Here is a 23,920-nt window from a genome sequence, read left to right as displayed (position 1 = left end):
GCGCAACGGTAGACTTTCCGCAAGTGAACACCCCGCACGGCCCGGAACAGGTGCCGCACGATCCCCGCACCGACGTCTCCGTTCGGTTCGCTCTCCGGTCACCTGCTCGTCTGAAGACCGAACTCCTGGCCGGCCTGGTCGTGGCGCTCGCCCTGATCCCGGAAGCCATCGCCTTCTCCGTGATCGCCGGCGTCGACCCCCGGGTCGGGCTGTTCGCCTCGGTGACCATGGCCATCACCATCGCGATCGTCGGGGGACGGCCCGCGATGATCTCGGCGGCGACCGCGGCCGTGGCACTCGTGATCGCCCCGGTGTCCGAGCAGTACGGGGTGGACCATCTCATCGCGACGGTGATCCTCGGCGGCGTCTTCCAGGTGCTGCTCAGCTTCCTCGGCGTCGCCAAGCTCATGCGGTTCGTGCCGCGCAGCGTCATGGTCGGCTTCGTCAACTCGCTCGCGATCCTCGTCTTCGTCGCCCAGATCCCGCACCTCGTGGACGTGCCGTGGATGGTCTACCCGCTGGTGGCGGCAGGTCTGCTGGTGCTGGTGTTCCTCCCGAAGATCACCGAGGCCGTGCCGGCTCCGCTCGTCACGATCGTGCTCCTCACCGCCGTGACCGTGGCCTTCTCGCTGAACGTGCCGGACGTCGCGGACCAGGGTGAACTTCCCGAGAGCCTGCCCACCCTCTTCTTCCCGGACGTGCCGCTGACCTTCGAGACCCTCCGGATTCTCGCGCCGTATGCGCTCGCGATGGCCCTCGTCGGCCTGATGGAATCGCTGATGACGGCCAAGCTCGTCGACGACATCACCGACACCCGGTCGGACAAGACCCGCGAGGGCTGGGGCCAGGGCGTCGCCAACATCGTGACCGGATTCTTCGGTGGCATGGGCGGCTGCGCCGTCGTCGGCCAAACCATGATGAACGTCAAGGTCTCCGGGGCACGGACCCGTCTGTCCACCCTGGCGGCCGGCGTGTTCCTGCTGATCCTCGTGGTCGCGCTCGGCGACATCGTCGGTCTGGTTCCGATGGCCGCCCTCGTCGCCGTGATGATCATGGTGTCGATCGCGACGGTCGACTGGCACAGCGTCCACCCGCGGACGCTGCGGTTGATGCCGCTCAGCGAGACCGTCGTCATGGTCGTCACCGTCGTGGCCACGGTGAGCACCGGCAACCTCGCGATCGGAGTGTCGCTCGGAGTGCTCACCGCGATGGTGCTGTTCGCCCGCCGGGTCGCGCACATGACCACGGTCGAGAGGACCCTCACGAGCGACGACACGTGCACCTACCGGGTCACGGGGGAACTGTTCTGGGCGTCGAGCAACGATCTCGTCTTCCAGTTCGACTACATCGGCGACCCGGAGAACGTCGTCGTCGACCTCACCGCCGCCGACATCTGGGACGCGTCCACCGTCGCGACCTTCGATGCGATCCAGCAGAAGTACGCGGCCAAAGGCAAGACGGTCACCATCGTCGGACTGGACGGCGCGAGCCTAGAACGCCTCCGCCGGTTGTCCGGCCGACTCGGTGGGGAGAACTGACTGCGCCTCCCGGGAGCAGGCTGCCGTTGTCGAGGCGCAACTCGACGGCGATCGATTCGACGTAACGTGAGCGCATGATCGCGATCGAGCTCGCCGCGGTGGTACTGCTCCTGGTGCTGGTCGTGGTCTCGGTGGTGCTGTGGACCCGGCGGGTGGTCACCACACCCGCCGAACGGGCGGTCCACGCGACCCTGCACACGGCGTCCCTCGCGGCGCGCCCCCTGCGCGCCGGGCTCGACGCGTCGTCCGCGAAGGAGGCCGCTCCGCACCTGCGGATGCTGCTGGCCGAAGCGCGCGCGGTGGCGCTGCTGGACGAGAACGGCGCCCTGCTCGCCTGGGACGGCCCGTTCGAGGAACTGACGGACGCGATGATCACCGCCGCGGGCCGTGCCGTCGCCGACAAGCGTCGCGTGCTCGTCGGGCACCACGACCTGCGACGAGACCACGGCGACCTCGCGGCCCGCGCACTGATCGCCCAGCCGCTCGTCGTGGAGGACATGGGTGTGGCGGGGGTGCTCGGCGTCGTGACGACCGTCGAACCCGGCCCGGCGCTGCTCGGCGCGATCACCGAGGTGGCGCGGTACGCGTGCAGTCAGATCGAGCTGGCCGAACTCGATGCCTCCCGCGCCCGGCTCGACCGCGCGGAGGTCCGCGCGCTGCGCGCCCAGATCAGTCCGCACTTCATCTACAACGCGCTCAACACTGTGGCGTCGTTCGTCCGGACCGACCCGGACCGGGCCCGCGAACTGCTGCTGGATTTCGCCGACTTCACCCGCTACTCGTTCCGCGCGGCCGGTGAGTACACCCTGCTCGCCGACGAACTGCGCAACATCGACCGGTACCTGACGCTCGAACGTGCCCGCTTCGGCAATGCCCTCGAGGTGCGCCTGCAGATCGCGCCCGAGGTGCTCAACGTGACGCTGCCCTTCCTCGCTCTGCAGCCGCTCGTCGAGAACGCCGTGCGGCACGGGATCGCGGGCAAGGAAACTCGCACGGGCACGATCACCATCACCGCGGCGGACGAAGGCACCGACTGCGTCATCAGCGTCGAGGACGACGGGATCGGCATGGACCCGGAGCTGCTGCGATCGGGCACGCTCGACGCGATCGCCGAGAGCGAGCACGGCAGCGGTGTCCGCGAGTCCGCGCACGTGGGTCTCGCCAACGTCGACGACCGGCTGCGTGCGGCCTTCGGTAACGACTACGGCCTCGTCGTCGAGACCGCGCCGGGGGCCGGCACCCGGGTGAGCATGCGCGTGCCGAAGTTCAGGGCGGGTATCCGGCCGTGAGGAACACCGGGCATGGCACGATGGATTCGCCGTGAACGAGATCACAGACAACCTGACCGTGCTGGCGGTCGACGACGAACCGCCCGCCCTCGACGAGCTGGCCTACCTGCTGCGCGCGCAGGAGGAGATCGGCGTCGTCCACACCGCGGGAGACGCGACGACCGCTCTGCGCGTGCTGCGCGACGGAGGCATCGACGCGGTTTTCCTCGACATCAACATGCCCGGACTCGACGGGCTGGAACTCGCAGGCATCCTGCGCAATTTCGCGGTGTCCCCGGCCGTGGTGTTCGTGACCGCGCACGACGATCGCGCGGTCTCGGCGTTCGACCTCGGCGCCGTCGATTACGTCCTCAAGCCGCTGCGGGAGGAACGACTCGCCGAAGCGGTCCGGCGGATCGCCGAACGCAGCCGACCCGCGGCGCAGGCCGCATCCGACACCGGCCAGAGCGACGACGTGATCCCGGTCGAGCTCGGCGGTGTCACCACGCTCGTGCCGCGCTCGTCGGTCCACTGGGTCGAAGCCGAGGGCGACTACGCGCGACTGCACACCGCGACCGGTTCGCACCTGGTGCGGATCCCGATATCGACGCTCGAGAGCCGCTGGGCCGATGCCGGCTTCCTGCGCGTTCACCGCTCCTTTCTCGTGGCGCTGCCGCTCGTCACCGGTATCCGCAGTGTGGGTTCGGGTCTCGTCGTGTGCCTGCGCAGCGACAGCAACTCCCCGCCCGTCGAACTGCCGGTCAGCCGCCGGCACACACGGGAACTCAAGGACCGGCTCATCCGCGGTCCGATGCAGTCGTGGACGTCGCGATGAGCACCACCGGCGGATCGCCCCCGCAGCGGCAGCGTGTTGTCCTCGCCGAACGGCGCGGGGCGCGCATGGTCCGCACCCGGGTCGAGGTGCAGCAACAGACCGAGGTGGGCGACGCGATGGTCCGCGGGCTGGTCCGGGCACAGCTCGGGCTCGCCCTGCGGGTCGCGCTGTTCACCGTGTGCCTGCTGGGCACCATTCCGGTGCTGTTCCATGTCGCTCCCGGTCTCGCCGTGGTGACGGTCCTCGGGATCCGCCTGCCGTGGGTGTTGCTCGGTGTGGTCGGTTATCCGATCCTGCTCGGTATCGCGTGGGTGTATCTGCGCCTCGCCGAACGCAACGAGCAGGATTTCACCGACCTCACCGACGATTGACGACCCCGTGAGCGGATCGATTCCCGTCGTCACCGTCGTCGGTCTCGTCGCCGCGGCGATCGCCACCGTCGCGATCGGTGTGTACGGCGTGCGGATGGCGCGCACCACCTCGGACTTCCTCGTCGCCTCCCGCAGCGTCGGGCCACGCTGGAACGCCGCAGCCATCTCCGGTGAATACCTCTCGGCGGCATCCTTTCTCGGGGTGGCCGGGCTCGTCGCGAAGTTCGGTGCCGATGCCCTGTGGTATCCCGTCGGTTTCACGGCCGGCTATCTGGGTCTGCTGCTGTTCGTCGCTGCGCCGCTGCGACGTTCGGGTGCCTACACCGTCCCGGACTTCGCGGAGTTCCGGCTGGGGGAGAAGTGGCTGCGCACGCTGTCGATGATGGTCGTGGCGATCATCTGCATCCTGTATCTGGTGCCGCAGTTCCAGGGCGCGGGACTCACGCTCAACATCCTTCTGGGAGTGCCCGACTGGGTGGGCGTCGCCGTGGTCGGGGTGATTGTCGTGGCCAACGTGGTCGGCGGTGGGATGCGCTCGATCACGTTCGTGCAGGCCTTCCAGTACTGGCTCAAGCTCACCGCGGTCGCCCTGCCCGCACTGGTCCTCACGTTGCACTTCGTCGGCGACCACCGGGCCGTCGACGAACCCGTGCCGCCCACCGTCGCGGAGATCACGACCGTCGACGTGACGATCGACGTGGTCGTGCAGGTCGCCGAGCCGTTGCCGGTCGTGGTGACCGGGGAGATCGACGGCCGATCGGTCGCAGGTGACTTCGAACTCGAGCCGGGAGAGCACGTCCTCGGGGCAGGCACCGAACTCGTCCTCGATGCCGGTTCTCCGGTGCCGGTGGTGGCCGGTGCGCCGACCGACAACGACAGCTGGGCGTCGCCGGGGGCCGGATTGGGGGCGAGCAGCGAACATCCGTTGTTCCAGGTCTACTCGCTGATGCTTGCGACCTTCCTCGGAACCATGGGTCTGCCGCACGTGCTGGTGCGCTTCTACACGAACCCGGACGGTCGCGCGGCGCGCATGACGTCCTTTGCCGTGATCGGGCTGCTCGGGCTGTTCTATCTGTTCCCGACGCTGCTCGGAGTGTTCGCGCGCCTGTACGTCCCGCAGTTGCTCATCACGGGACGGTCGGACGCCGCGGTGCTCTTGCTGCCGGGATCGGTGCTGTCCGGATGGGGCGGGCAGTTGCTCGCGGCCCTCGTAGCCTCGGGCGCGATCGCGGCCTTCCTGTCGACCTCCTCCGGGTTGCTGGTCAGTGTCGCGGGCGTGCTGTCCACGGACGTGCTGCGCGGACGGGTGCGCGACTTCCGGATCGCCGCGGTGCTCGCGGGCGTGGTGCCGCTCGTGCTGGCGCTGTCGGTGACCTCGCTCGACCTGTCGCGTTCGGTGGGACAGGTCTTCGCGATCGCTGCGTCGACGCTGTGTCCGCTGCTGGTCCTGGGGATCTGGTGGCGTGGCCTCACCGCGATCGGTGCCGCGGCAGGGATGGTCGTCGGTGGTCTCGTTGCGGGGGGCGCCGCCCTGGCCACCGTGCTGCTGCCGATCGATCCGTCGGTGGCCGCAGGGTGGCCGACGGTGCTCTCTGCCTATCCTGCGGCTTTGAGCGTGCCGCTGGCGTTCGTCACGATGATCGCGGTGAGCGTGCTGACGCGTCGGCAGGTCCCTCGCGACGTGGGCCGGACGTTCTCCCGCATGCACGTGCCCGAGCGGCTCGGCATGGGCCGCGACCGCGAACTCGGAGCGTTCGGCGACCGGGGGCGGGGACCCGGGGAGAGGCGCCGTTCGTCGCGGTGACGTGACCGTTCGTCGCACGAGGACACCCCTCGTCGTTCCATCTCTTGCCTCCTCTGTTCGTGTGACAACCGTCTCATTAGCGTTGTGATCATCCTCACCTCACACGACGACCAAGGAGTCGGTAGTGACCACAGCACCACTCAGCGAGAGTGGCGTACCCCAGCAGCGACGGATACCGACGCCGCAGGAGTTCGTCACGATGCAGGAGAGCCCGGAGTTCCAGGAACTGCGCAGCCGTCTGCGCCGTTTCGTGTTCCCGGTGACGGCGTTCTTCCTGGCCTGGTACGCCCTGTACGTCCTGCTCGCCACCTACGCGGACGAGTTCATGGCGACGAAGGTCATCGGCAACATCAACGTCGGGCTGATCCTGGGTCTCGGCCAGTTCGTCACGACCTTCGTGATCACCGCCGTCTACGTGAAGTTCGCCGGCCGTGAGCTGGATCCGCGTTCCGCCGCGATCCGCGAGGAACTGGAAGGACCGCAGCAGTGACCGTTCTCGCGCAGAGTGGGGCCGACGTCGGTAACCCGATCCTCAACATCGCCATCTTCGTCGCGTTCGTCGTCGTGACGATGGGCCTGGTCATCAAGGCCAGCCGCACGACGAAGAAGGCCTCCGACTTCTACACCGGCGGTGGCCAGTTCTCCGGGCCGCAGAACGGCTTCGCCATCGCCGGCGATTACCTGTCGGCCGCGTCGTTCCTCGGTATCGCCGGTGCGATCGCCGTCTACGGATACGACGGCTTCCTGTACTCGATCGGCTTCCTCGTCGCATGGCTCGTCGCCCTACTGCTCGTCGCCGAACTGCTCCGCAACACCGGCCGGTTCACGATGGCCGACGTGCTGAGCTTCCGGCTCAAGGAACGCCCCGTCCGCATGGCGGCGGCGCTCTCGACCCTCGCGGTGTCGCTGTTCTATCTGCTCGCACAGATGGCCGGCGCCGGCGGACTCGTCGCGCTGCTGCTCGACATCGAGGGCAAGGCCGGCCAGGCGATCGTCGTCGCGGTCGTCGGTGTGCTCATGATCGTGTACGTGCTCATCGGCGGCATGAAGGGCACGACCTACGTGCAGATGGTCAAGGCCGTGCTGCTAGTCGCCGGGGCGGGCCTGATGTTCGTGCTCGTCCTGTTCGCGGTGCGGGGCAACTTCTCGCAGCTGCTCGCCGACGCTCAGGCGATGGTGTCGAGCTCGTCGAACGAGGCCGTCGCGCAGCGTGACGTGCTCGCTCCCGGTGCCAAGTACGGCATCAGCAACATGACGCAGATCGACTTCCTCTCGCTCGGTCTCGCGCTGGTCCTCGGCACCGCGGGCCTGCCGCACGTGCTGATGCGCTTCTACACCGTGCCGACCGCCAAGGAAGCACGTCGTTCGGTCACCTGGGCCATCGCCCTCATCGGCGCCTTCTACCTGTTCACCCTGGTGCTCGGTTACGGTGCCGCGAAGATGGTCGGCCCCGACGCGATCCTCGGCGCTCCCGGCAAGGAGAACTCTGCGGCTCCGTTGCTGGCCTTCGAACTCGGCGGCACTCTGTTCCTGGCGATCATCTCGGCCGTCGCCTTCGCCACGATCCTCGCGGTCGTCGCCGGCCTGGCCATCACCGCCTCGGCATCCTTCGCCCACGACATCTACGCCAGTGTCATCAAGCGTGGCAACGCCACCGAGGACGAGCAGGTGCGGGTCTCGCGGATCACGGTCGTCGTGATCGGTCTGGTGGCGATCGTCCTCGGTATCCTCGCCATGGGACAGAACATCGCCTTCCTGGTGGCCCTGGCCTTCGCGGTCGCCGCCTCGGCGAACCTACCCACCCTGCTGTACTCGCTGTTCTGGCGAAAGTTCAACACGACCGGCGCCCTGTTCAGCATCTACGGCGGTCTGATCAGCTGCCTCGTGCTCATCGTGTTTTCCCCGGCGGTGTCCGGTGCACCCTCGGCGATGTTCCCGAACGTGGACTTCTCCTGGTTCCCTCTGTCGAACCCGGGCATCGTGTCGATCCCGCTCGCGTTCGCGCTCGGCATCGTCGGCACCTACGTCGGACGCCGCAAGCAAGAGGACCGGTACAAGCAGGCGGAGATGGAGGTCCGCTCGCTCACCGGCGTCGGTGTGGAGAAGGCCGTCTCCCACTGATCCTCTGCGCCGCGTGGCCCGCTCCCGAGCCGGGGGCGGGCCACCGTCGTGTCGGGGCGCCCCGCCGGCGGAACGGACCGTCTACTGTTGCGGACCATGGCGAAACTCGAAGTGTCCACCGACCTTCCGCTCGACCCGCACGCAGCGTGGGAGCACGCCTCCCGCCTCGAGTCGTTCGGGGAGTGGCTGAGCATCCACGACGGGTGGCGCAGCGACCTGCCGGACACCCTCGCCGAGGGAACCACCCTGCAGTCGGTGGTATCCGTCAAGGGCATGCGCAACCGCGTCACGTGGACCATCGTCGAGCTGGACGCGCCGCACCACGTGGTGTTGAAGGGGACCGGCAAGGGAGGTACGAAGTTCTCCATGCGACTCGCCGTTGCAGCTCGCGGGGACGGTTCGACGCTGTCGATGAAGATCGACCTCGGCGGTGCGCCCCTGTTCGGTCCGATCGGATCGGGGGTTGCGCGCGCCCTGCACGGCGACCTGCAGTCGTCGCTCGACACCTTCGCACGCCGCTACGGCGGGAACTGACGCCTCTGGACACGTCCCCGGGAAAGGCGTAGACCCGTAAGGACAACCGCGGCCCGCCCGCGGATCGGATACGTCGCCGAGTGCTCGGTACTCGACGCGAATGCGAGGTCGACGCCCATGTCCGAGGATCACGGCCCGGGTAGCGGCGGGCATGCCGCCGAATCGCGGTGGTGGGCGTGGGCGGCCTGTCTCGCCGTGACCGCGGCGATCGTGGTGCCGCTCGCGGAGGCGGGTCTGCGCGGCGTCGTCGCACTGCTGCTGGTCGCGGTGGCCGGCGCAGCCCTGGCCGTTGCCGGGGCCTACTGGTTCCTCACCCACCGGGGCGTGATCCGCGGGGCAGCTCTGGCCATGACCGTCCTCGCGCCGGGGGTCGTGATCGTCGTCTTCGCGGCGTCGGGTCACCTGGGGGTCGCCGTCGTGTCGGTGCTGCTCGTCGCTGTGGCGGTCGCGTGCGGACGCCGTGCCCTGCGGGCCGATCGCGTGAGCCCGCAGCCGGAGTTCCCGGCCGTTCCCGTACAGCACCCGTTCTTCGTCATGAATCCACGCTCAGGCGGGGGCAAGGTTGTCCGTTTCGACCTGCAGCACAAGGCCGAGGAACTCGGGGCCGAAGTGGTGTTGCTGAGCGGTCCGCAGCAACTCGACGTCACCGAGCTGGCGGAGAAGGCCGTCGAGCGCGGGTCGGACCTGCTCGGCGTCGCGGGTGGTGACGGAACGCAGGCCCTGGTCGCGGCGGTCGCGGCGGAACACCGGCTTCCGTTCGTGGTGATCAGCGCCGGAACCCGCAACCATTTCGCTCTCGACCTCGGACTGGATCGGGAGGATCCCGCCGCGGGTCTGGACGCCCTCCGGGACGGGGTCGAACTGCGCGTCGATCTCGGCCGGATCAACGGGCGGCCGTTCGTCAACAATGCGTCCTTCGGTGTCTACGCGGAGGTGGTCCGGAGTCCGCAGTACCGTGCCGACAAGACGGCGACGGTGCTGCAGATGCTGCCCGATCTGCTCGGTGAGCAGGGCCGGCCGGGCTTGCGGGCACACATCGACACGGAGGCCGTCGACGGGCCCCAGGCGGTGTTGATCAGCAACGGTCCGTACGCCTTCGACGACCTGGCAGGTATGGGCCGACGTCCCCGTCTGGACAACGGCCGGCTCGGCGTCGTCGCGATCTCGGTCTCGAACGCACGCCAGACGGTCGGCCTGTTCCGCCGCACCCACGACCGAGGACTGTTGCAGCGCACGGCGACAGAAGTGGTCGTCGATGCGGACGTACCGGAAATTCCGGTCGGAGTCGACGGCGAGTCGGTGATGCTGTCGACACCGGCACGATGCACGATCTCCACCGGAGCGCTACGAGTTCGTGTTCCCCGCAACCGTCCGGGAGTGCGTGTGCCATCCCCGCGCCTCGATTCCGCCCGATTGCGGAAGATATTGTGGCCGAATTGAACTCTTCGGATCTCACATTCCGGCGTATCCCACGACTTCAATGGAGGGATGTGCAGATGGATGGCGTATACCGGTGATCCCGTCCTGATGGACGACCTGCTCTTCCGGCCGGTGCACTCCCTGATCGACCAGAGCCTGCATTCCAAGATGGGCGCAACTACCACGAACGGGGACGGCTTCGGCATCGGCTGGTACGGAGAAGGCCCGAGGCCGGCATTGTTCAAGTGCGTCGAACCCGCCTGGAACGAGAGCAACCTCCGCGAGCTCGCCACGCAGATCCGTACGCCGTTGATGTTCGCGCATGTCCGCGCCTCGACGGGAACTCCGGTGCAGCGCAACAATTGCCACCCCTTCCGCTACGACAACAGGTTGTGGATGCACAACGGGGCGGTGCACGGATTCCACCTCATGAAACGGGACCTGGCGATGGCCGTAGATCCGGGTCTCTACGACGCGATCCGGGGATCGACGGATTCCGAGATGCTGTTCTACCTCGCGCTCACCTTCGGCCTCGCCGACGACCCGTTCACCGGCGTGGCGAAGGCCGTCGGTTTCGTGGAGGACATCGGAGCACGCATGGGCATCGAGAATCCCATGCAGGGAACGATCGCCACCACCGACGGCAGCTGCGTCTGGGTGTTCCGGTATTCGACGGAGCGGAAGACACGCTCGTTGTTCTACTCGGCCGACATCAAGGCGATACGGGCGCAGCATCCTGAAGTGGAAGTGCTGTACCAGCTGGGGGACGACACCCGCTTCGTGGTGTCCGAACCCCTCCGCGATCTCGAAGGGGCTTGGCTGGAGGTTCCCGAGTCGAGCGCGGGTGTCGTTCGGGGGAGCGATCAGGAGTTCCGGCCGTTCGCGCCGATCTCACCCGTGCGCTCGATGTGATCACGACGAATTCCCCGCTACAGACGTCGCTCCCGCCGAATGCGGCAACGATCAGGTCGTCGGTTGGTTCCCAGGGTTGCGCGCGGGCCTGATCACCAGTTCCAGAGCGAGCAGTGCCAGTACCGCACCCAGCACGATGAGCGTGACCACGAGTCCGGTGGGATAACGCCAGAACATCACGAGCAGTGCGGCCGCTCCGATGATGACCGATCGGATGGCGGTGCGGGCGCGGAAAGCGGTTTTCTCGAAGGGATTCGGCGAACGGGGCTGTCGCAGTCGCTGAACGGCATCGAGGCTGCGGCCGAGCCCACGCCGAACGGTCCGGGCGGAGGACGAGCCACCGGTGAGGTAGGCACCGAGAGCGATCACCAGTCCGAGCACCGCGACCGCCCGAAGGCTGGTCCGCAGCGGCATCAGCACGGCATCGATGATGGCTGCTGCCGCCTCCGGCGATAGGACGTCGGGCGGGACATCGTCGAGATACAGCGACCGGACGATGATGAGCGCGACCGCCAGAACGAACATTCCTACGACCAGTGCGAGGCCGACGAAGGCGAGTGCGCGTAGGCGACGGCCCGGCGGCGCGACGGCGACTGCGCCGGCAGCAGCGGCGAGAGTGATCCAGGGCAGCACATCCGAAATGTTGTCGAGAGTGTTCACCGCCCGCTGCGCCCGGACCAGTTCCGGTGATCGGAACAGGACCAACTGCTTGTCGACACTCGGGATCTTCTCGGCGAACGTGAAACCGCGGTCGAGAAGACGTTCCTTCACGTTGTCGATCACCGTGCCGAGAGAGATGCTCACCGTGCCCGAATCGTCGACCGTCACCGACGACGGTCCGACGTTCCCGGTCACGACCGCGACCAATGCGTTGTGGGCGGCGCGGTGGGCCTGGATCCACAGATCCTCGAACTGCTCGCTCTGCACGAGCGACAACACCGTCTCGTTGACGAAGTTTCGTGCCTGCCCGGTGATCACCGGTGCCAGTCCCTCGACGGCGCGGTCGACGCGCGGCGCGTTCTCCGTGGCCGGAACGGCATCGGTGAGAGCAACGAGAGCGTCGGTCGTCAGACCTTCGACGTCGACGCGTGTGAAGATCTCGTCGGTAACGGAATTCGCGATCTGTGTCTGGACGGCGGGATTCGAGCCCAGTGGGGCGACGGTGGTCACGTACCGGTCGGTGTCGAGGATCTCGCTGCGCACGAACCGTGCGGTGATCGAGAGGACGGCCAGAACCGCGACCAGCACGGTGAGCAGCGCAACCGCAGCCCAGCGCCATCCGTGTCTCGCGGGCCGCGGCTCGGGAACGGGCTCGACCCCGACAGCGGCTCGCTCCCGAAGCGTGGCGACCTCCGCACGCAACCGGTCGAGTTCGGCGCGTTCGTCGTCGCTCAGCCGGCCCGGTCGGGGCTCTTCACCGCCCGCGCCGATGTTCGTGGTCATCCCGGCATCGCCCCCTTTCGGGGCCGGATCCAGTATGCGCCGCTGCGGATCGCTCCGGCAGGAATTCGAACCGTATTCCCTTCAGAAGTGGCCGTCGGGCGGTCATACTCGACGGGAGGGGGATCTGTTCTCGACGACACCGACGGAAGTCGGCTCCCGGCTTCCGTGAACGATCTTTCATCGAAACGAGGCTCCAGGTGACCGATTCGGATATAGACGAGATGGGCCCGGTCGACTATCTCGTCATCGAATTCCCTGCCGACCGACCACCGAACGGCTCTGCGCTACCGCTGCTGCTCGACCTCGTCGAGCGAGGCATCATCCGGGTGCTCGATCTCGCGTTCGTCCGCAAGGACACCGACGGTTCGGTCACCGGGATCGACATCTCCGAGGTCGGACTCGAAGGAGAAGTCGACGTGACGTTGTTCGCGGAGGCGTCGTCGGGCCTGCTCGGCGACACAGATTTCGACGAAGCGGGGGCGGCGCTCGAGCCGGGCTGCTCGGCGGCCGTGCTCGTCTACGAGAACACCTGGGCTGCTCCGCTGGCGCGGGCACTGCGTCGCAACGGCGCCGAACTCGTCGCGTCCGGGCGTATCCCGGTTCAGAGCATCCTGGCTTCGCTGGAGAAGCTCGACGTCGAAATGTGATTCCAGCGAACGAAATACAGGAGGAGATCGACATGCCAGGATTACTCCGTGGGGTGGCTCGCACCGCAGTGGTAGCGGGGACGGCGACGGCCGTCTCCAACCGCGTCTCCCGTCGGCAGGGAGAGCGATGGGCATCGCAGGGGCAGGCCGTCTACGGTCGTCCGGCGCAGTACGCGCCCGAACCCGAACCCGTGCCCACGCCTCCTCCGGCCGCCCCACCTCCGGGTGGAACGGACCGCATCGCCGCGCTGAAGGACCTCGCCGAACTGAAGGCCCAGGGCGTGCTCACCGAGGCCGAGTTCGAGAGGGAGAAGGCGCGAATTCTCGCATCCTGAAATACGAGTGCGGCATCCGGTGCGAGTGACTACGACCGTTCCGACGCGACGATCGATGCGATGGGACCGGGCTCGTGGGCGACTGGAGGTGCACGGTACACCGGATCGGCGAGCCGGCCGACCGTCTGGCGAGGCTGTCGTTGGTGCTCGCGGACGAACTCACCTCGGCGGAGGTACGGGATCGTGCGCGTGCGCTCGCCCGTGAGCTCTTCGGGCACGACGTGGACGTCGGGGAGGTCGAGCCGGAGAACTGGTCGACCCGTCGGCCGCCGTCGACCTGAGATCGTAACGGTGACGCACTGCATCTGTTGAAAGAGAGCGTATTCCGTGTGTCTCGGGCCCTCTCCTCGCGACACGGTCGTCACTGGGCTCCGGAGGCGGAAGGCGTGGCACTCGAGGTCGCGGGAAGGAGCGCGGACGCGACGAGTCCGACGAGCCCGATGCACGCCAGCACGATCATCGCGGCCGCATACGACCGGTCCGGCGTGGCGAGGCCGACGACGAGGACGGTGCCTGCCACGGCGGTGCCCAGGGACGAACCCAGATTGGACACGCACCGCGACAAGCCGGAGATCTCACCCTGCTGTTCCTCTGGGAACGCCGACTGCACGACGTTCACGGACGGAGTGAGCATCGCACCCAGTCCGACGCCGATGAGCAACAGGCCCGGGGCGAACGCCCATGCGCTGGTCCATGCACGGACCAGCAGGAGCAGCACCACGATGCCGCCGAGGGTGACGACGAAGCCGCTCATGATGAGGGCACGCTGTGAATGCCGGGCGGCCAATCGTTCCGCCAGCAATGAGGCACCGAGAATGCCGGCGGTGGCGGCGGTGAAGATGATGCCCGTCTCGATTGCGTTGTAGCCGCGGACCACCTGCAGGAATGCCGAGACGACGAACGCGACGCCCATCAGCAGCAGCCACTGGATGTTCTGGGTGACGAGCGCGAGATTCGATGTGCGATTACGGAACAGGTCGGTCGAGAGGAGTGGCACTCTGCCGGACCGTTCGAAGCGTCGTACGTGCAGGAAGAACCCGACGACGAGCAGGATTCCGATACCGATGAGGCCGGCGGACACCGAGAGTGCGTTGTCCGCCTGGAGAATCCCCATGACGATACAGACGAGACCCGCGGCGGACAGGACGGCACCGATCCCGTCGAAGGGTGTGGTCGGATCCGGGGGCAGGGGATCCTCGAGCCCTCGGCTCAGAACGACGATGGCGGCGACGATCAGTGCCTGGAAGACGAAGGCAGCCCGCCAGTCGATCGCGGTGGTGATCAATCCACCGATCAACGGCCCCGCTGCGGCGCCGATCCCACCCATGCCGGTGATCACGCCGAAGGCCCGTGCCCGGGACTTCATGTCGGTGAAGAGCATCGTCGTGAGGATGTACACGGGTGGGATGAGCAGTGCGGTGCCGATTCCTTCGAAGATCGAGTTGCCCAGGATCAGGATTCCCAGACCCGGTGCTGCCGCACTCAGGAGGGCTCCCACGCCGTACAGGACGAGCCCGGCGACGAAACATCGCTTGCGACCCCATCGATCCGTCAGCTTCCCACCCGGAATCATGAACGCCGCCATGACCAGAAGGAACACGGTGATCGCGGTCTGGACGCCTTGCACCGTGGTGTCCAGATCGACGCTGATGTCGTTGATCATCACGTTCATGTTCGAACCTGCGAAGCTGCAGATGAACTGAGCGAGGGCGAGCGGGAGCAACATTCGCCGGACGGGGGCGGACGGTCTCGCCACCGGATTGTCGGTCATCTCGTACTTCCCGTCGCGAAGGACGTCGCCGAAACTCTGCACGTCATGATCCACCGCGGTGGTGCACAGTGGCGTCGACGAGTCGAAACCGTGACCTTGACCTCGCATCCGAGACCAGAGGAGGATCGAAGGACTCGACTCCTCTTCTAGCGGGGGTACCGCCATGCTTCTCGAGGACTACGGCTTCATCGGTGACCTGCAGACCTCCGCGCTCGTCGGCCGGAACGGCTCGATCGACTGGCTGTGCATGCCCGCCTTCGACTCCGGATCGTGTTTCGCAACTCTGCTCGGCGGCCCGGAGCACGGACGCTGGCTCGTCGCGCCCGAGGCGGAACCCGCGGCGGTGAACCGCCGCTACGCCGACGGCACCCTGGTGCTCGAGACCGACTTCGAGACCGCGGACGGTGCCGTCCGCCTGATCGACTTCATGCCTCGCCGGGGGTCGGGTCCGCCTCGGTTGGTCCGCATCGTCCAGGGTCTGCGCGGTCGGGTGCCGATGCGGATGCATCTGTCCTTGCGTCCCGACTATGCGGCCGTCACTCCATGGGTCGAGGCGGTGGCCGACGGTGCCGTCGCGACGGCCGGCCCGGATGCCTTCCATCTGTGCACGACGGTACCGTTGGAGATCCGTGCCGGGACCGTCGAATCCGAGTTCGTCGCCGTGGAGAGCGGCCGATACCGATTCGCTCTGGACCGGTACGCATCCTTCGAACCGGCCCCCGTCGTCGAGGATGCCGAATCCGCGCTCGCGCGCACCGTGGAGTGGTGGCGCGAGTGGACCGGCCGGTGCACCTACAAGGGGGCGTATCGCGACGAGGTGATCCGGTCTCTGATCGTCCTCAAAGGGATGACCGACGAGACGACCGGCGCGATCGTGGCGGCCCCGACCACTTCCCTGCCCGAAGCTCTCGGCGGGGTACGCAATTGGGACTACAGATACTGCTGGCTGCGCGACTCGGTGCTGGCACTCGAGGCGCTGCTCGCCGGCGGATACACCTCCGAGGCCCTGGCCTTCCGTGACTTCCTGCTCCGGGTGGGGACGGGTGATCCGGCCGATATCCAGATCATGTACGGGATCAGGGGCGAACGCCGGCTGACCGAGTTCGAGGTGGATCATCTGCCCGGTTATGAAGAGTCGGCACCTGTGCGGGTCGGTAACGCCGCTGCCGAACAGTTCCAACTCGATGTGTACGGCGAAGTCCTCAGCGTGGCGTACAAGGGGGCCGAGGCGCTCGGCAGGATCGAGGCGCACATGTGGCCCCGATGGCAGGCGGTGATCGAGCACGTCGAGAAGATCTGGCGGGATCCTGACGACGGGATCTGGGAAACACGCGGTCCCCGCCGGGATTTCACGCAGTCCAAGGTGATGGCCTGGGTCGTCTTCGATCGCGCCGTCCGGATCGCGGAGGGATTCGGCCTCGACGCTCCGCTCGAGCGGTGGAAGCGGGCTCGCGACGAGATCCACCACGAGATCTGCGAACGTGGATACGACCCCGTCCGCGGCACGTTCACGCAGTACTACGGCTCCACGGAACTCGACGCCAGCGTGCTGCTCATACCGCTCGTCGGCTTCCTCCCGCCGACCGACGACCGGGTCACCTCCACGATCGACGCGATCCGGAACGAACTCGGTCGCGACGGCTTCGTATCCAGGTATTCCACGACGCACACCGACGACGGGCTTCCCGGCGACGAAGGGCAGTTCCTCGCCTGCTCGTTCTGGCTGGTGAGCGCTCTGGCGCTCAACGGCCGGGTCGACGAGGCCCGCGCATTGTTCGAGAGGTTGCTCGGACTCACCAATGACCTCGGACTGCTCGCCGAAGAGTACGACGTGCCGGCGGGACGGCAGGTCGGCAACTTCCCCCAGGCATTCAGTCACCTCACCCTCGTCGGCGCGGCCTGTGCGATCACTGTCGCCGAACGGGCACAGGCAGTGGATCCGGTCGACGGAGCACCGGCCGTATGACCCGACGTCATCCGAATGTCATGTGTCCGTAAGCTCTTCACACAAATGCGTGCGTGCTGTATGTATCCTGTCGGCACCCACAGCCCGGATACGCCCCCACGATCGTCGGTGTCTGTCCATCGAACGAACTACATTGGCACGCCGTGAAATCGGTAGAAATCGTACGAATGTCGCCGATTCGGCGTGGACACTTCCCCGGACCCGCCGGGCACGTTTCAATGACAGGTGCAGAGGGGCTGTCGGGAGCGCAGGGGATACGCTTCCGCGTCGCTGCTCCGTCGGGACAACGCGAACGGTGGCAGGGGAGCGACAATGGAACATGGTGTTGTGCTGTGGTTCGACGCCGGTCTGGGTCACGGGTTCATCCGTGACGACGACGGTACGGAGATCCTGGTGCACTACTCACAGATAGATGGGAGCGGCTACCGCTTCCTGACCGGTGGCCAACAGGTCCGTTTCGAGATCGGTTACGGGATCTTCGGTCGACATGCGGTCAACGTGCAGGTGTGCTGACATACGGGACGTTCGGATGGTGGGATCGGGAGATGGACACACGGGAGAACGAGTGGGCGGAGGAGACCCACCTCGCTGCTGCAGCTCCGACCGAGGAGCAGATGTGGGCCTCGCGGGCCAAGATCTGCAGGCCGCCGACCCGAACGATGAGACGGTCGCGTCGATCGCTGCGCGGTGGGGCTTCTCCTCGCCCGGACGATTCGCGACGCAGTACCGGTCCGTCTACGGCCGGGCGCCTCGTGGGACCCGGTCGGGCAGGCTGTGGTCCGATCGAACTACTGCCGATCCTGTAGAAAACGAATAGACTGCACCGGAAGCGAACGATGCGTTCGCTGTCGACTCTGTCGGCGGGGCGCGAGACTTCCGACGCAGGGGGTCGGATCTGCCGACCTGCCCCGTCGGCAGTGCCTCGAGTACGCACAATCGGTCCCGGTGAGGGCATTTCGGCGTATGCTCAGGACATCGGTGATCGCCTGTCACCCCCTGCGCGGACGATCGCCGGCGCCGGGTGGATCAGAGGTAGGCCACTCGGGCGATGCCGAACCCTGTCGCCCATTTCCCCCTGCTCGGGTGGCAGGGTTTCGGCGCGCCGCAGGTCGTTCGGCGCGCGGGCGTCATCACTTCAGCGGTCGGAATCCGGCCCCGTTCCTCGTGATTCGCCGGGATCGTCGTCGCCGTCGTCCACTTCGGGGAGGGACGCGGGGAGTTCGGCTGCATAGGGTGCACGGGGTGGGGCGATCTCGTCGAGGCGTTCGTTGATCGCATGGGTGATCAGATCGTGTTGCACACGGGAGAGCGGAAGCAGGCCGTCGAGATACGCCTCGATCTCCATCTTCCCCACCTCGCCGCCGAGCGCGAAGTGGCGGAGCCACAACTCCTCGACACCGGGTTCGGAAGCGCGGAGCGCAGCGAGGAGTTGCCGGCGATGCTCGCCGTCGGGGAAATAGTTCATCGCCGCGTCAGACCGACTCTCCGAACCTACCTCCTTTCGAAGCTCGGCGTTCCCGGACGTGCAGTCCCGATCGTCACCCTTCGACACCGCACCCGAACGCGTCCGAATTGGCAGAATTCGAGATATGCCGACCCGGACGATCGACGGTCACCGCATCACCCTGACGAACCTCGACAAGGTGCTGTATCCGCGCACCGGGACGACGAAGGGCGAGGTCGTCGAGTATTACGAAGCCGTCGCCGAGGCGATGCTTCCCCATATCGTCGGCCGGGCCGCGACCCGCAACCGGTGGCCGAACGGTGTCGGCGAACAGTCCTTCTTCGAGAAGAACCTCCCCGACCACGCACCGGCCTGGCTCGACCGTCGCACCCTGCATCACAAGGACCGGCGGGTCACCTACCCGCTGTTCGATTCCGCCGCCGGGCTCGTCTGGCTCGGGCAACAGGCAGCCCTCGAACTCCACGTGCACCAGTGGCGTTTCGACGGAGAGAAGGCCGGACCCGCGACCCGCATCGTCTTCGACCTCGACCCGGGGCCCGGCGTGGGCCTGGCCGAGTGTGCGGAGGTCGCGCGCCATGTGCGCGACACCGTCGCCGAACTCGGGTGGTCGGCCTATCCGGTCACCAGCGGCAGCAAGGGCATCCACCTGTACGTCCCGCTCGATCGGATGCTGTCGTCGTCGGGGGCGTCGAAGGTCGCGAAGCAGGTCGCGCGCAATCTCGAGACCACCCTTCCCGACCTGGTGACCGCGACGATGGCGAAATCGGCGCGCGAGGGCAAGGTCTTCGTCGACTGGAGCCAGAACAACAGTTCCAAGACGACGGTCGCGCCGTACTCGCTGCGCGGTCGCGACGAGCCGTGGGTAGCGGCGCCGCGCAGCTGGGACGAACTCGACGACCCCGACCTCGCGCAACTGCAGTTCCGGGAGGTCCTCGCCCGCATCGAGGAGTTCGGGGACCTGCTCGCCGGTCTCGACCCGCCCCTCGGCAAGGCCGGGTCCGGAGATTCCGGAGATAAGGCCGGGTCCGGCGGTAAGGCCGGGTCTGGAGACGCCCTGGACACCTACCGCGGCAAGCGCGACGCGTCGCGCACCCCGGAACCGGTACCCGACCGCGTCCCCGAGGACGGCCCCGGCAACAGGTTCGTCATCCAGGAGCACCACGCGCGTCGCCTGCACTACGACCTGCGCCTCGAACGCGACGGTGTGCTGGCCTCGTGGGCCGTACCGAAGAACCTGCCGGACACCTCGGGGCGCAACAATCTCGCGGTACGGACCGAGGATCACCCGATCGAGTACCTCACCTTCCACGGGACGATCCCGAAGGGCGAATACGGCGCCGGCAGCATGACCGTGTGGGACACCGGCACCTACGACACCGAGAAGTGGCGGGACGACGAGGTGATCGTGCGGTTCCACGGCGACCGGATCGAGGGACGGTACGCGCTGATCCGCACCGAGAAGAACCAGTGGCTGGCGCACCGCATGAAGGACCAGTCGTCGCCGAGCACCGAGTCGTCCGATGCCGATCCGGCCTCCCTCGTCGGATCGTCGGGGTCCAAGGCCTTCCCGCGCGATCTCGCGCCCATGCTCGCGACCTCCGGTGACGTCTCGGGTCTCGACGCCGAAGACTGGGCGTTCGAAGGCAAATGGGACGGATACCGCGCCATCGCGGAGATCGAGGACGGCACCGTCAGGCTCCGCAGCCGATCCGGTCGCGATGTCACCGGCGACTACCGGAAGCTCGTCGAACTCGCGACGATCCTCGACGGTCGCCGGGCGGTGCTCGACGGGGAGATCGTCGCCGTCGACCGCTCCGGGGTGACGAGCTTCTCGATGCTGCAGCGGGGCGTGAACTACGAGTACCGCGTGTTCGACGTGCTGTATCTCGACGGGGTGTCGCTGCTGCGCAAGACCTACGACGATCGCCGACGGGTCCTCGAGGCGCTCGCCGCTGCCACGGACGGACTGATCGTCCCGGATCTGCTCTCGGGTGACGGCTCGAAGGCTCTCGCGCGCAGCCGCGCGAAGAACTGGGAGGGCGTGGTCGCCAAACGCCGGGACTCCGTGTATCTGCCGGGTAAGCGCGGCGCCGGATGGATCAAATCGAAGAACTGGCTCACCCAGACCGTCGTGCTCGGCGGATACCGCCGTGGCAACGGCAACCGTGCCTCGACCTTCGGCTCCCTGCTGCTCGGCGTCTACGACGACGACGGTGAGTTCGTGTACGTCGGCAAGGTCGGCACCGGTTTCGACGACGAGACGCTCCTGTCGGTGGCGAAGGCTGTGAAAGGGCGCACGAGCCGCACGAACCCGTTCGCGAACGAAGTGCCGGCCGCCGAACGCCGCGATGCGGTGTGGTTGCGGCCCGAACTCGTGGGGGAGGTGCGGTTCGGAGGATGGACGGAAGGAGACCGGGTGCGGCACGCGAGCTGGCGTGGTCTGCGCGACGATGTGGACGCGTCGAGTGTGGTGCGAGAAGAGGAAACAGGCGCTGACTGCTAACGTTCGTTCGAAGTCGGGTGATCGGGCATTAGGGGAGGCATCAATGGCCGAGGGCTCGCGTGGCGTCGTCCGTCGGATCGGTTTGGTCGAGGATCACGAGTCGGTCGCGCTCGGGTTCGCAGCGATGCTCGCCGATCAACCCGATCTCGAGCTCGCAGGTACCGCCACCACCGTCTCGGGTCTGCTCGAGCAGGTCACCGACCTCGACCTCGCCGTTCTCGACCTGCGCCTGTCCGACGGATCCTCCCCGAAGAGCAACGTCGAGCAGCTGCGCGCGGCGGGCCTCGAGACCCTGGTCTTCACCGGCGCCGAGAACCCGTATCTGCTGCGTTCGGCCGCCCGCGCCGGTGTGCTCGGGGTGGTGCGGAAATCCGAGCCCGCTGCCGTGGTGATCGAGGCGATCCGCGTGGCCGCCGCCGGAGGGCAGGTCGCCAGCACCGAGTGGGCCGCGGCGATCGACGGTGATCCCGAACTCGACGACGTCGGCCTGAGTCCGCGGCAGCTCGAAGTGCTCGAACTGTATGCATCGGGGGAGAAGCTCGACCGGGTAGCCCGGCTGACGGGCCTCGCTCCGCAGACCGTCAACGACTACCTGCAGCGGATCCGCCAGAAGTACGCGGAGGCAGGTCGTCCCGCACCCACGAAGACGGATCTGTACAAACGTGCCGTCGAGGACGGGTGGCTGCCGATGCCCGAACGGTCGGATGTCCGCCGTCGCTGACGAGCCGGCCGGGGACACCGGGGAGAAGTCGCACGATCGCAGCACGGCGGCTGCCGACCGACTTCTCCGGATGTTCGCGCGATTCGTCGCGATCGGATATCTCTGCTACTTCGCGTTGCTCGTGCCGGAGATCCTCGAAGTGTCGGCACTCGTCGCGTGGTGGTGGACTCCCACTGCGGCCGTCCTCATGTTCGGATCCGGGGTCGCGCTCGGCTTCGCCTCGTTCCGCGGCACGGTGTGGATGCAGCGGACCGCGACCGTCAATGCGCTCGCCTACGTCGTGATGGTCGCATTGTGGTTCGTGGCGTGGAACGGGACGCAGATCCCGCAGGACCAGTCGTTGTGGTTCACCGCCTTTCCCGGCCTCGCGTCGCTCGCGGCGGCGGTCGCGTGGAGACCCCGGCGGGCGTTCGTCCACATGATCCTCGTGGTTCTGCTCGCGCAGTGCGCGAATCACCTCGCCCGCGACGCCCCCTTCGGATACTTCCTGGCACCCGACCTGGCGTTCGCGTTCGTCTTCTGCACGGTCTTCCTCGCGGCCGCGGTGGTGGGACTCGGCACCGGCCGCACCCTCGACGAGACCATCGCTGCCACCCAGGCCACGGCGGCCGCCGCGGCCGCAGCGGAAGCACGGAACGCCGAGCGCGCACGGTTCGATGCCCTGGTCCACGACCGCGTGATGTCCACCCTGCTGGCGGTGTCACGCAACGCACCCCGAGAGTCGCTCGTCGAGCAGGCCGAACGAGCGGTCGCCGAACTCGACGAGTTGCGGCGCGGCACCGATCGGGAGTCGGCGCTCGATGCCGCCGCGGTCGTGGCGCGGCTCCGATCGGCGGCGACCGAGGCCGACGAGGATGTCGTCTTCACCGGCCGTGTCGCCCCGGGATCCGGCGACGTTGCGTTCCCACCCGAACCCGCGCGCGCGACCGCCGCTGCCCTCGCCGAGGCGGTACGCAACAGCGTGCGGCATGCCGGAAAGGACGCGTCCCGCACGGTCGAGGTCGACGTGGCACCGAGATGGATCTCCGTGCAGGTCGTGGACGACGGCAGAGGCTTCGAACCCGAGGCCGTCGACCCGCACCGGCTCGGTCTGGAAGTGAGCATCCGAGGACGTATGCGCCGGGTGTCCGGGGGCCGGGCGGTCGTGCAGTCCGCTCCCGGCGCCGGGACCCGGGTGTTGTTGTACTGGCGGGATCCGGCCGCATGAACACTGCGAATTCGACCGTCTCCGATCTGCTGCGGATGCACAGCAAGCCCGCGCGGGCCTTCGCCGTCCTGTACGCGGTGACCTGCGTGGTGCTCGCCCTGAACACCGCGCCCCATGCGGAGGTCCGCTGGCCCCTCGCGATCGCCGTGATCGTGTGTGTGGCCGCCGCCTACGCGCTCGTCGCAGTCGAGGGGGACCCACTACCGGTGCGACCCGCACTGGCGATGACGTTCTCGGGCGCGATCGCATCGGCGTCGGTGCTGTGGGTGGTGCCCGCCGATCCGGCACCGCACCCCATCGAGTTGTGGCCGTTCGGGATGTCCACGACGATCCTCGTGTTCATGTGCGTGCGGGGACGCACGGGGTTCGCCTGGTGCGGGATGCTCCTCATGCTCGTCGTCGCCGCGCTGTGGTCGCATCTCACGGGCCCCGGGATGGGCTACGGACTGGGGCTGACGATCACGAGCGCGGGACCTGTGCTCATGGGCACCGTCTGCGCCTACACGATCCGCCCGCTCGCGCGGTCGATCTACCTGCTGCGCGCCCGGTCGATGCAGCGGATCGCGGCGGAGTCCGCGGCCGCCGCGGCTCTGGAGGAACGTGACGTCCGCCTCGGAAGCCTCGACGCGTCGGCGCGTCCGTTGCTCGAGCGGATCGTCTCGGGCGAACCCCTCGACGAGAACGAACGGATCGAGTGCGGACTCGTCGAGGCACGACTGCGCGACGGTCTGCGTGCGCCCGTACTCCAGGTACCCGAGGTCGACCGGGCCGCCGCTACGGCCCGCCGGCGCGGCGTCGAGATCGTTATGCTCGACGACCACGCCATGGACTCGGCATCTCCCGAGGTTCGGCGCGCCGTCTACCGGGAGGTGGTGGACGCGCTCGATTCGGTGAGAGAAGGGTCGGTGACCGTGCGTGTGTTGCCGCCGGCCCGCGCGGCGATGGTGACGATGCTCGTGAAGGGCGAGGATGTGCGCCGAATCGAGATCGGACACGACGGCCGGCGCACCGGTAATTAGACGAAACACCGATGCCCATATTTTCTTGGGCAGAGAAAAAT

Annotated in this window: 22 protein-coding genes; 19 read left to right on the top strand and 3 right to left on the bottom strand. The window is 67.5% G+C overall.

Going from position 1 to position 23,920, the window contains the following annotated elements; genetic code table 11:
* Positions 1-23 precede the first annotated feature (23 nt).
* From BLV31_RS21250 to BLV31_RS21205, 10 genes are all read left to right on the top strand, one after another.
* Positions 24-1,538 (top strand): SulP family inorganic anion transporter, encoded by a 1,515-nt coding sequence (locus tag BLV31_RS21250; RefSeq protein ID WP_006551614.1) that lies wholly within the window; start codon positions 24-26, stop codon positions 1,536-1,538.
* 74 nt (positions 1,539-1,612) lie between these two features.
* Entirely contained in the window at positions 1,613-2,827 is a 1,215-nt protein-coding gene (locus BLV31_RS21245) for a sensor histidine kinase (RefSeq protein ID WP_064060195.1), read from the top strand.
* A 31-nt stretch (positions 2,828-2,858) separates the two neighbouring features.
* Positions 2,859-3,641 carry a LytR/AlgR family response regulator transcription factor gene (locus tag BLV31_RS21240; RefSeq protein WP_006551612.1) on the top strand — a complete coding sequence of 261 codons (783 nt, stop codon included), beginning with the start codon at positions 2,859-2,861 and terminating at the stop codon, positions 3,639-3,641.
* The gene (locus tag BLV31_RS21235; protein ID WP_064060243.1) at positions 3,638-4,012 is read left to right on the top strand and encodes a hypothetical protein; all 375 of its coding nucleotides are present in this window, start codon (positions 3,638-3,640) and stop codon (positions 4,010-4,012) included. The genes BLV31_RS21240 and BLV31_RS21235 overlap by 4 nt, the downstream gene beginning before the upstream one ends.
* A 7-nt stretch (positions 4,013-4,019) precedes the next feature.
* The gene (locus BLV31_RS21230) at positions 4,020-5,816 is read left to right on the top strand and encodes a sodium/solute symporter (RefSeq protein WP_064060194.1); all 1,797 of its coding nucleotides are present in this window, start codon (positions 4,020-4,022) and stop codon (positions 5,814-5,816) included.
* A gap of 124 nt (positions 5,817-5,940) precedes the next feature.
* Positions 5,941-6,306, top strand: coding sequence for a DUF485 domain-containing protein (locus tag BLV31_RS21225; protein ID WP_019289889.1), 366 nt, complete (start codon positions 5,941-5,943; stop codon positions 6,304-6,306).
* Positions 6,303-7,937, top strand: coding sequence for a monocarboxylic acid transporter (locus BLV31_RS21220; RefSeq protein WP_019289888.1), 1,635 nt, complete (start codon positions 6,303-6,305; stop codon positions 7,935-7,937). The genes BLV31_RS21225 and BLV31_RS21220 overlap by 4 nt, the downstream gene beginning before the upstream one ends.
* Before the next feature lie 96 nt (positions 7,938-8,033).
* Entirely contained in the window at positions 8,034-8,471 is a 438-nt protein-coding gene (locus tag BLV31_RS21215; RefSeq protein WP_016695006.1) for a type II toxin-antitoxin system Rv0910 family toxin, read from the top strand.
* Positions 8,472-8,588: 117 nt separating this feature from the next.
* Positions 8,589-9,911, top strand: a complete 1,323-nt coding sequence (locus BLV31_RS21210) for a diacylglycerol/lipid kinase family protein (protein WP_064060193.1) — start codon at positions 8,589-8,591, stop codon at positions 9,909-9,911.
* 60 nt (positions 9,912-9,971) lie between these two features.
* Positions 9,972-10,802, top strand: a complete 831-nt coding sequence (locus BLV31_RS21205) for a class II glutamine amidotransferase (protein WP_064060192.1) — start codon at positions 9,972-9,974, stop codon at positions 10,800-10,802.
* A gap of 51 nt (positions 10,803-10,853) precedes the next feature.
* Here the strand turns inward: BLV31_RS21205 and BLV31_RS21200 are convergent, their stop codons facing one another.
* Positions 10,854-12,245 carry a hypothetical protein gene (locus BLV31_RS21200; RefSeq protein WP_064060191.1) on the bottom strand — a complete coding sequence of 464 codons (1,392 nt, stop codon included), beginning with the start codon at positions 12,243-12,245 and terminating at the stop codon, positions 10,854-10,856.
* Positions 12,246-12,442: 197 nt separating this feature from the next.
* Here BLV31_RS21200 and BLV31_RS21195 point away from each other — a divergent pair, with 197 nt between their 5' ends.
* The 3 genes from BLV31_RS21195 (at position 12,443) to BLV31_RS21185 (ending at position 13,508) form a co-directional block, all read left to right on the top strand.
* Positions 12,443-12,892: a DUF6325 family protein gene (locus BLV31_RS21195; RefSeq protein ID WP_033096760.1), complete on the top strand. Its 450-nt coding sequence runs from the start codon at positions 12,443-12,445 to the stop codon at positions 12,890-12,892.
* A gap of 32 nt (positions 12,893-12,924) precedes the next feature.
* On the top strand, positions 12,925-13,227 hold the full coding sequence (locus BLV31_RS21190; RefSeq protein ID WP_033096945.1) for an SHOCT domain-containing protein: 303 nt from the start codon (positions 12,925-12,927) through the stop codon (positions 13,225-13,227).
* 74 nt (positions 13,228-13,301) lie between these two features.
* On the top strand, positions 13,302-13,508 hold the full coding sequence (locus BLV31_RS21185; RefSeq protein ID WP_033096759.1) for a hypothetical protein: 207 nt from the start codon (positions 13,302-13,304) through the stop codon (positions 13,506-13,508).
* A gap of 80 nt (positions 13,509-13,588) precedes the next feature.
* Here BLV31_RS21185 and BLV31_RS21180 read toward each other — a convergent pair whose 3' ends face one another.
* Entirely contained in the window at positions 13,589-15,040 is a 1,452-nt protein-coding gene (locus BLV31_RS21180; protein WP_248846175.1) for an MFS transporter, read from the bottom strand.
* Between the two features lie 121 nt (positions 15,041-15,161).
* Between BLV31_RS21180 and BLV31_RS21175 the strand changes: the two genes are divergently transcribed.
* On the top strand, positions 15,162-16,964 hold the full coding sequence (locus BLV31_RS21175; protein WP_033096758.1) for a glycoside hydrolase family 15 protein: 1,803 nt from the start codon (positions 15,162-15,164) through the stop codon (positions 16,962-16,964).
* Positions 16,965-17,276: 312 nt separating this feature from the next.
* Positions 17,277-17,477, top strand: coding sequence for a cold-shock protein (locus BLV31_RS21170; protein ID WP_033096757.1), 201 nt, complete (start codon positions 17,277-17,279; stop codon positions 17,475-17,477).
* Positions 17,478-18,099: 622 nt separating this feature from the next.
* Here BLV31_RS21170 and BLV31_RS21160 read toward each other — a convergent pair.
* Positions 18,100-18,429, bottom strand: coding sequence for a hypothetical protein (locus BLV31_RS21160; protein WP_033096756.1), 330 nt, complete (start codon positions 18,427-18,429; stop codon positions 18,100-18,102).
* Between the two features lie 124 nt (positions 18,430-18,553).
* Between BLV31_RS21160 and BLV31_RS21155 the strand changes: the two genes are divergently transcribed.
* The 4 genes from BLV31_RS21155 to BLV31_RS21140 are packed head-to-tail and all read left to right on the top strand — an operon-like array spanning position 18,554 to position 23,879.
* A complete protein-coding gene (locus tag BLV31_RS21155) occupies positions 18,554-20,932 on the top strand; it encodes an ATP-dependent DNA ligase (RefSeq protein WP_064060190.1) in 2,379 nt (792 codons plus the stop codon).
* 43 nt (positions 20,933-20,975) lie between these two features.
* Positions 20,976-21,653, top strand: coding sequence for a response regulator transcription factor (locus BLV31_RS21150; RefSeq protein WP_006551596.1), 678 nt, complete (start codon positions 20,976-20,978; stop codon positions 21,651-21,653).
* The gene (locus BLV31_RS21145; RefSeq protein WP_024103133.1) at positions 21,637-22,860 is read left to right on the top strand and encodes a sensor histidine kinase; all 1,224 of its coding nucleotides are present in this window, start codon (positions 21,637-21,639) and stop codon (positions 22,858-22,860) included. Before BLV31_RS21150 ends, BLV31_RS21145 begins: the two co-directional genes overlap by 17 nt.
* Entirely contained in the window at positions 22,857-23,879 is a 1,023-nt protein-coding gene (locus tag BLV31_RS21140) for a DUF8320 family protein (protein ID WP_064060189.1), read from the top strand. The genes BLV31_RS21145 and BLV31_RS21140 overlap by 4 nt, the downstream gene beginning before the upstream one ends.
* Positions 23,880-23,920: the final 41 nt, after the last annotated feature.

Source organism: Rhodococcus pyridinivorans (assembly GCF_900105195.1).
GTDB classification, from domain to species: Bacteria; Actinomycetota; Actinomycetes; order Mycobacteriales; family Mycobacteriaceae; genus Rhodococcus; species Rhodococcus pyridinivorans.
Note: the sequence above shows the minus strand (reverse complement) of the source record. Positions and strands in the feature narration are given on the sequence as shown.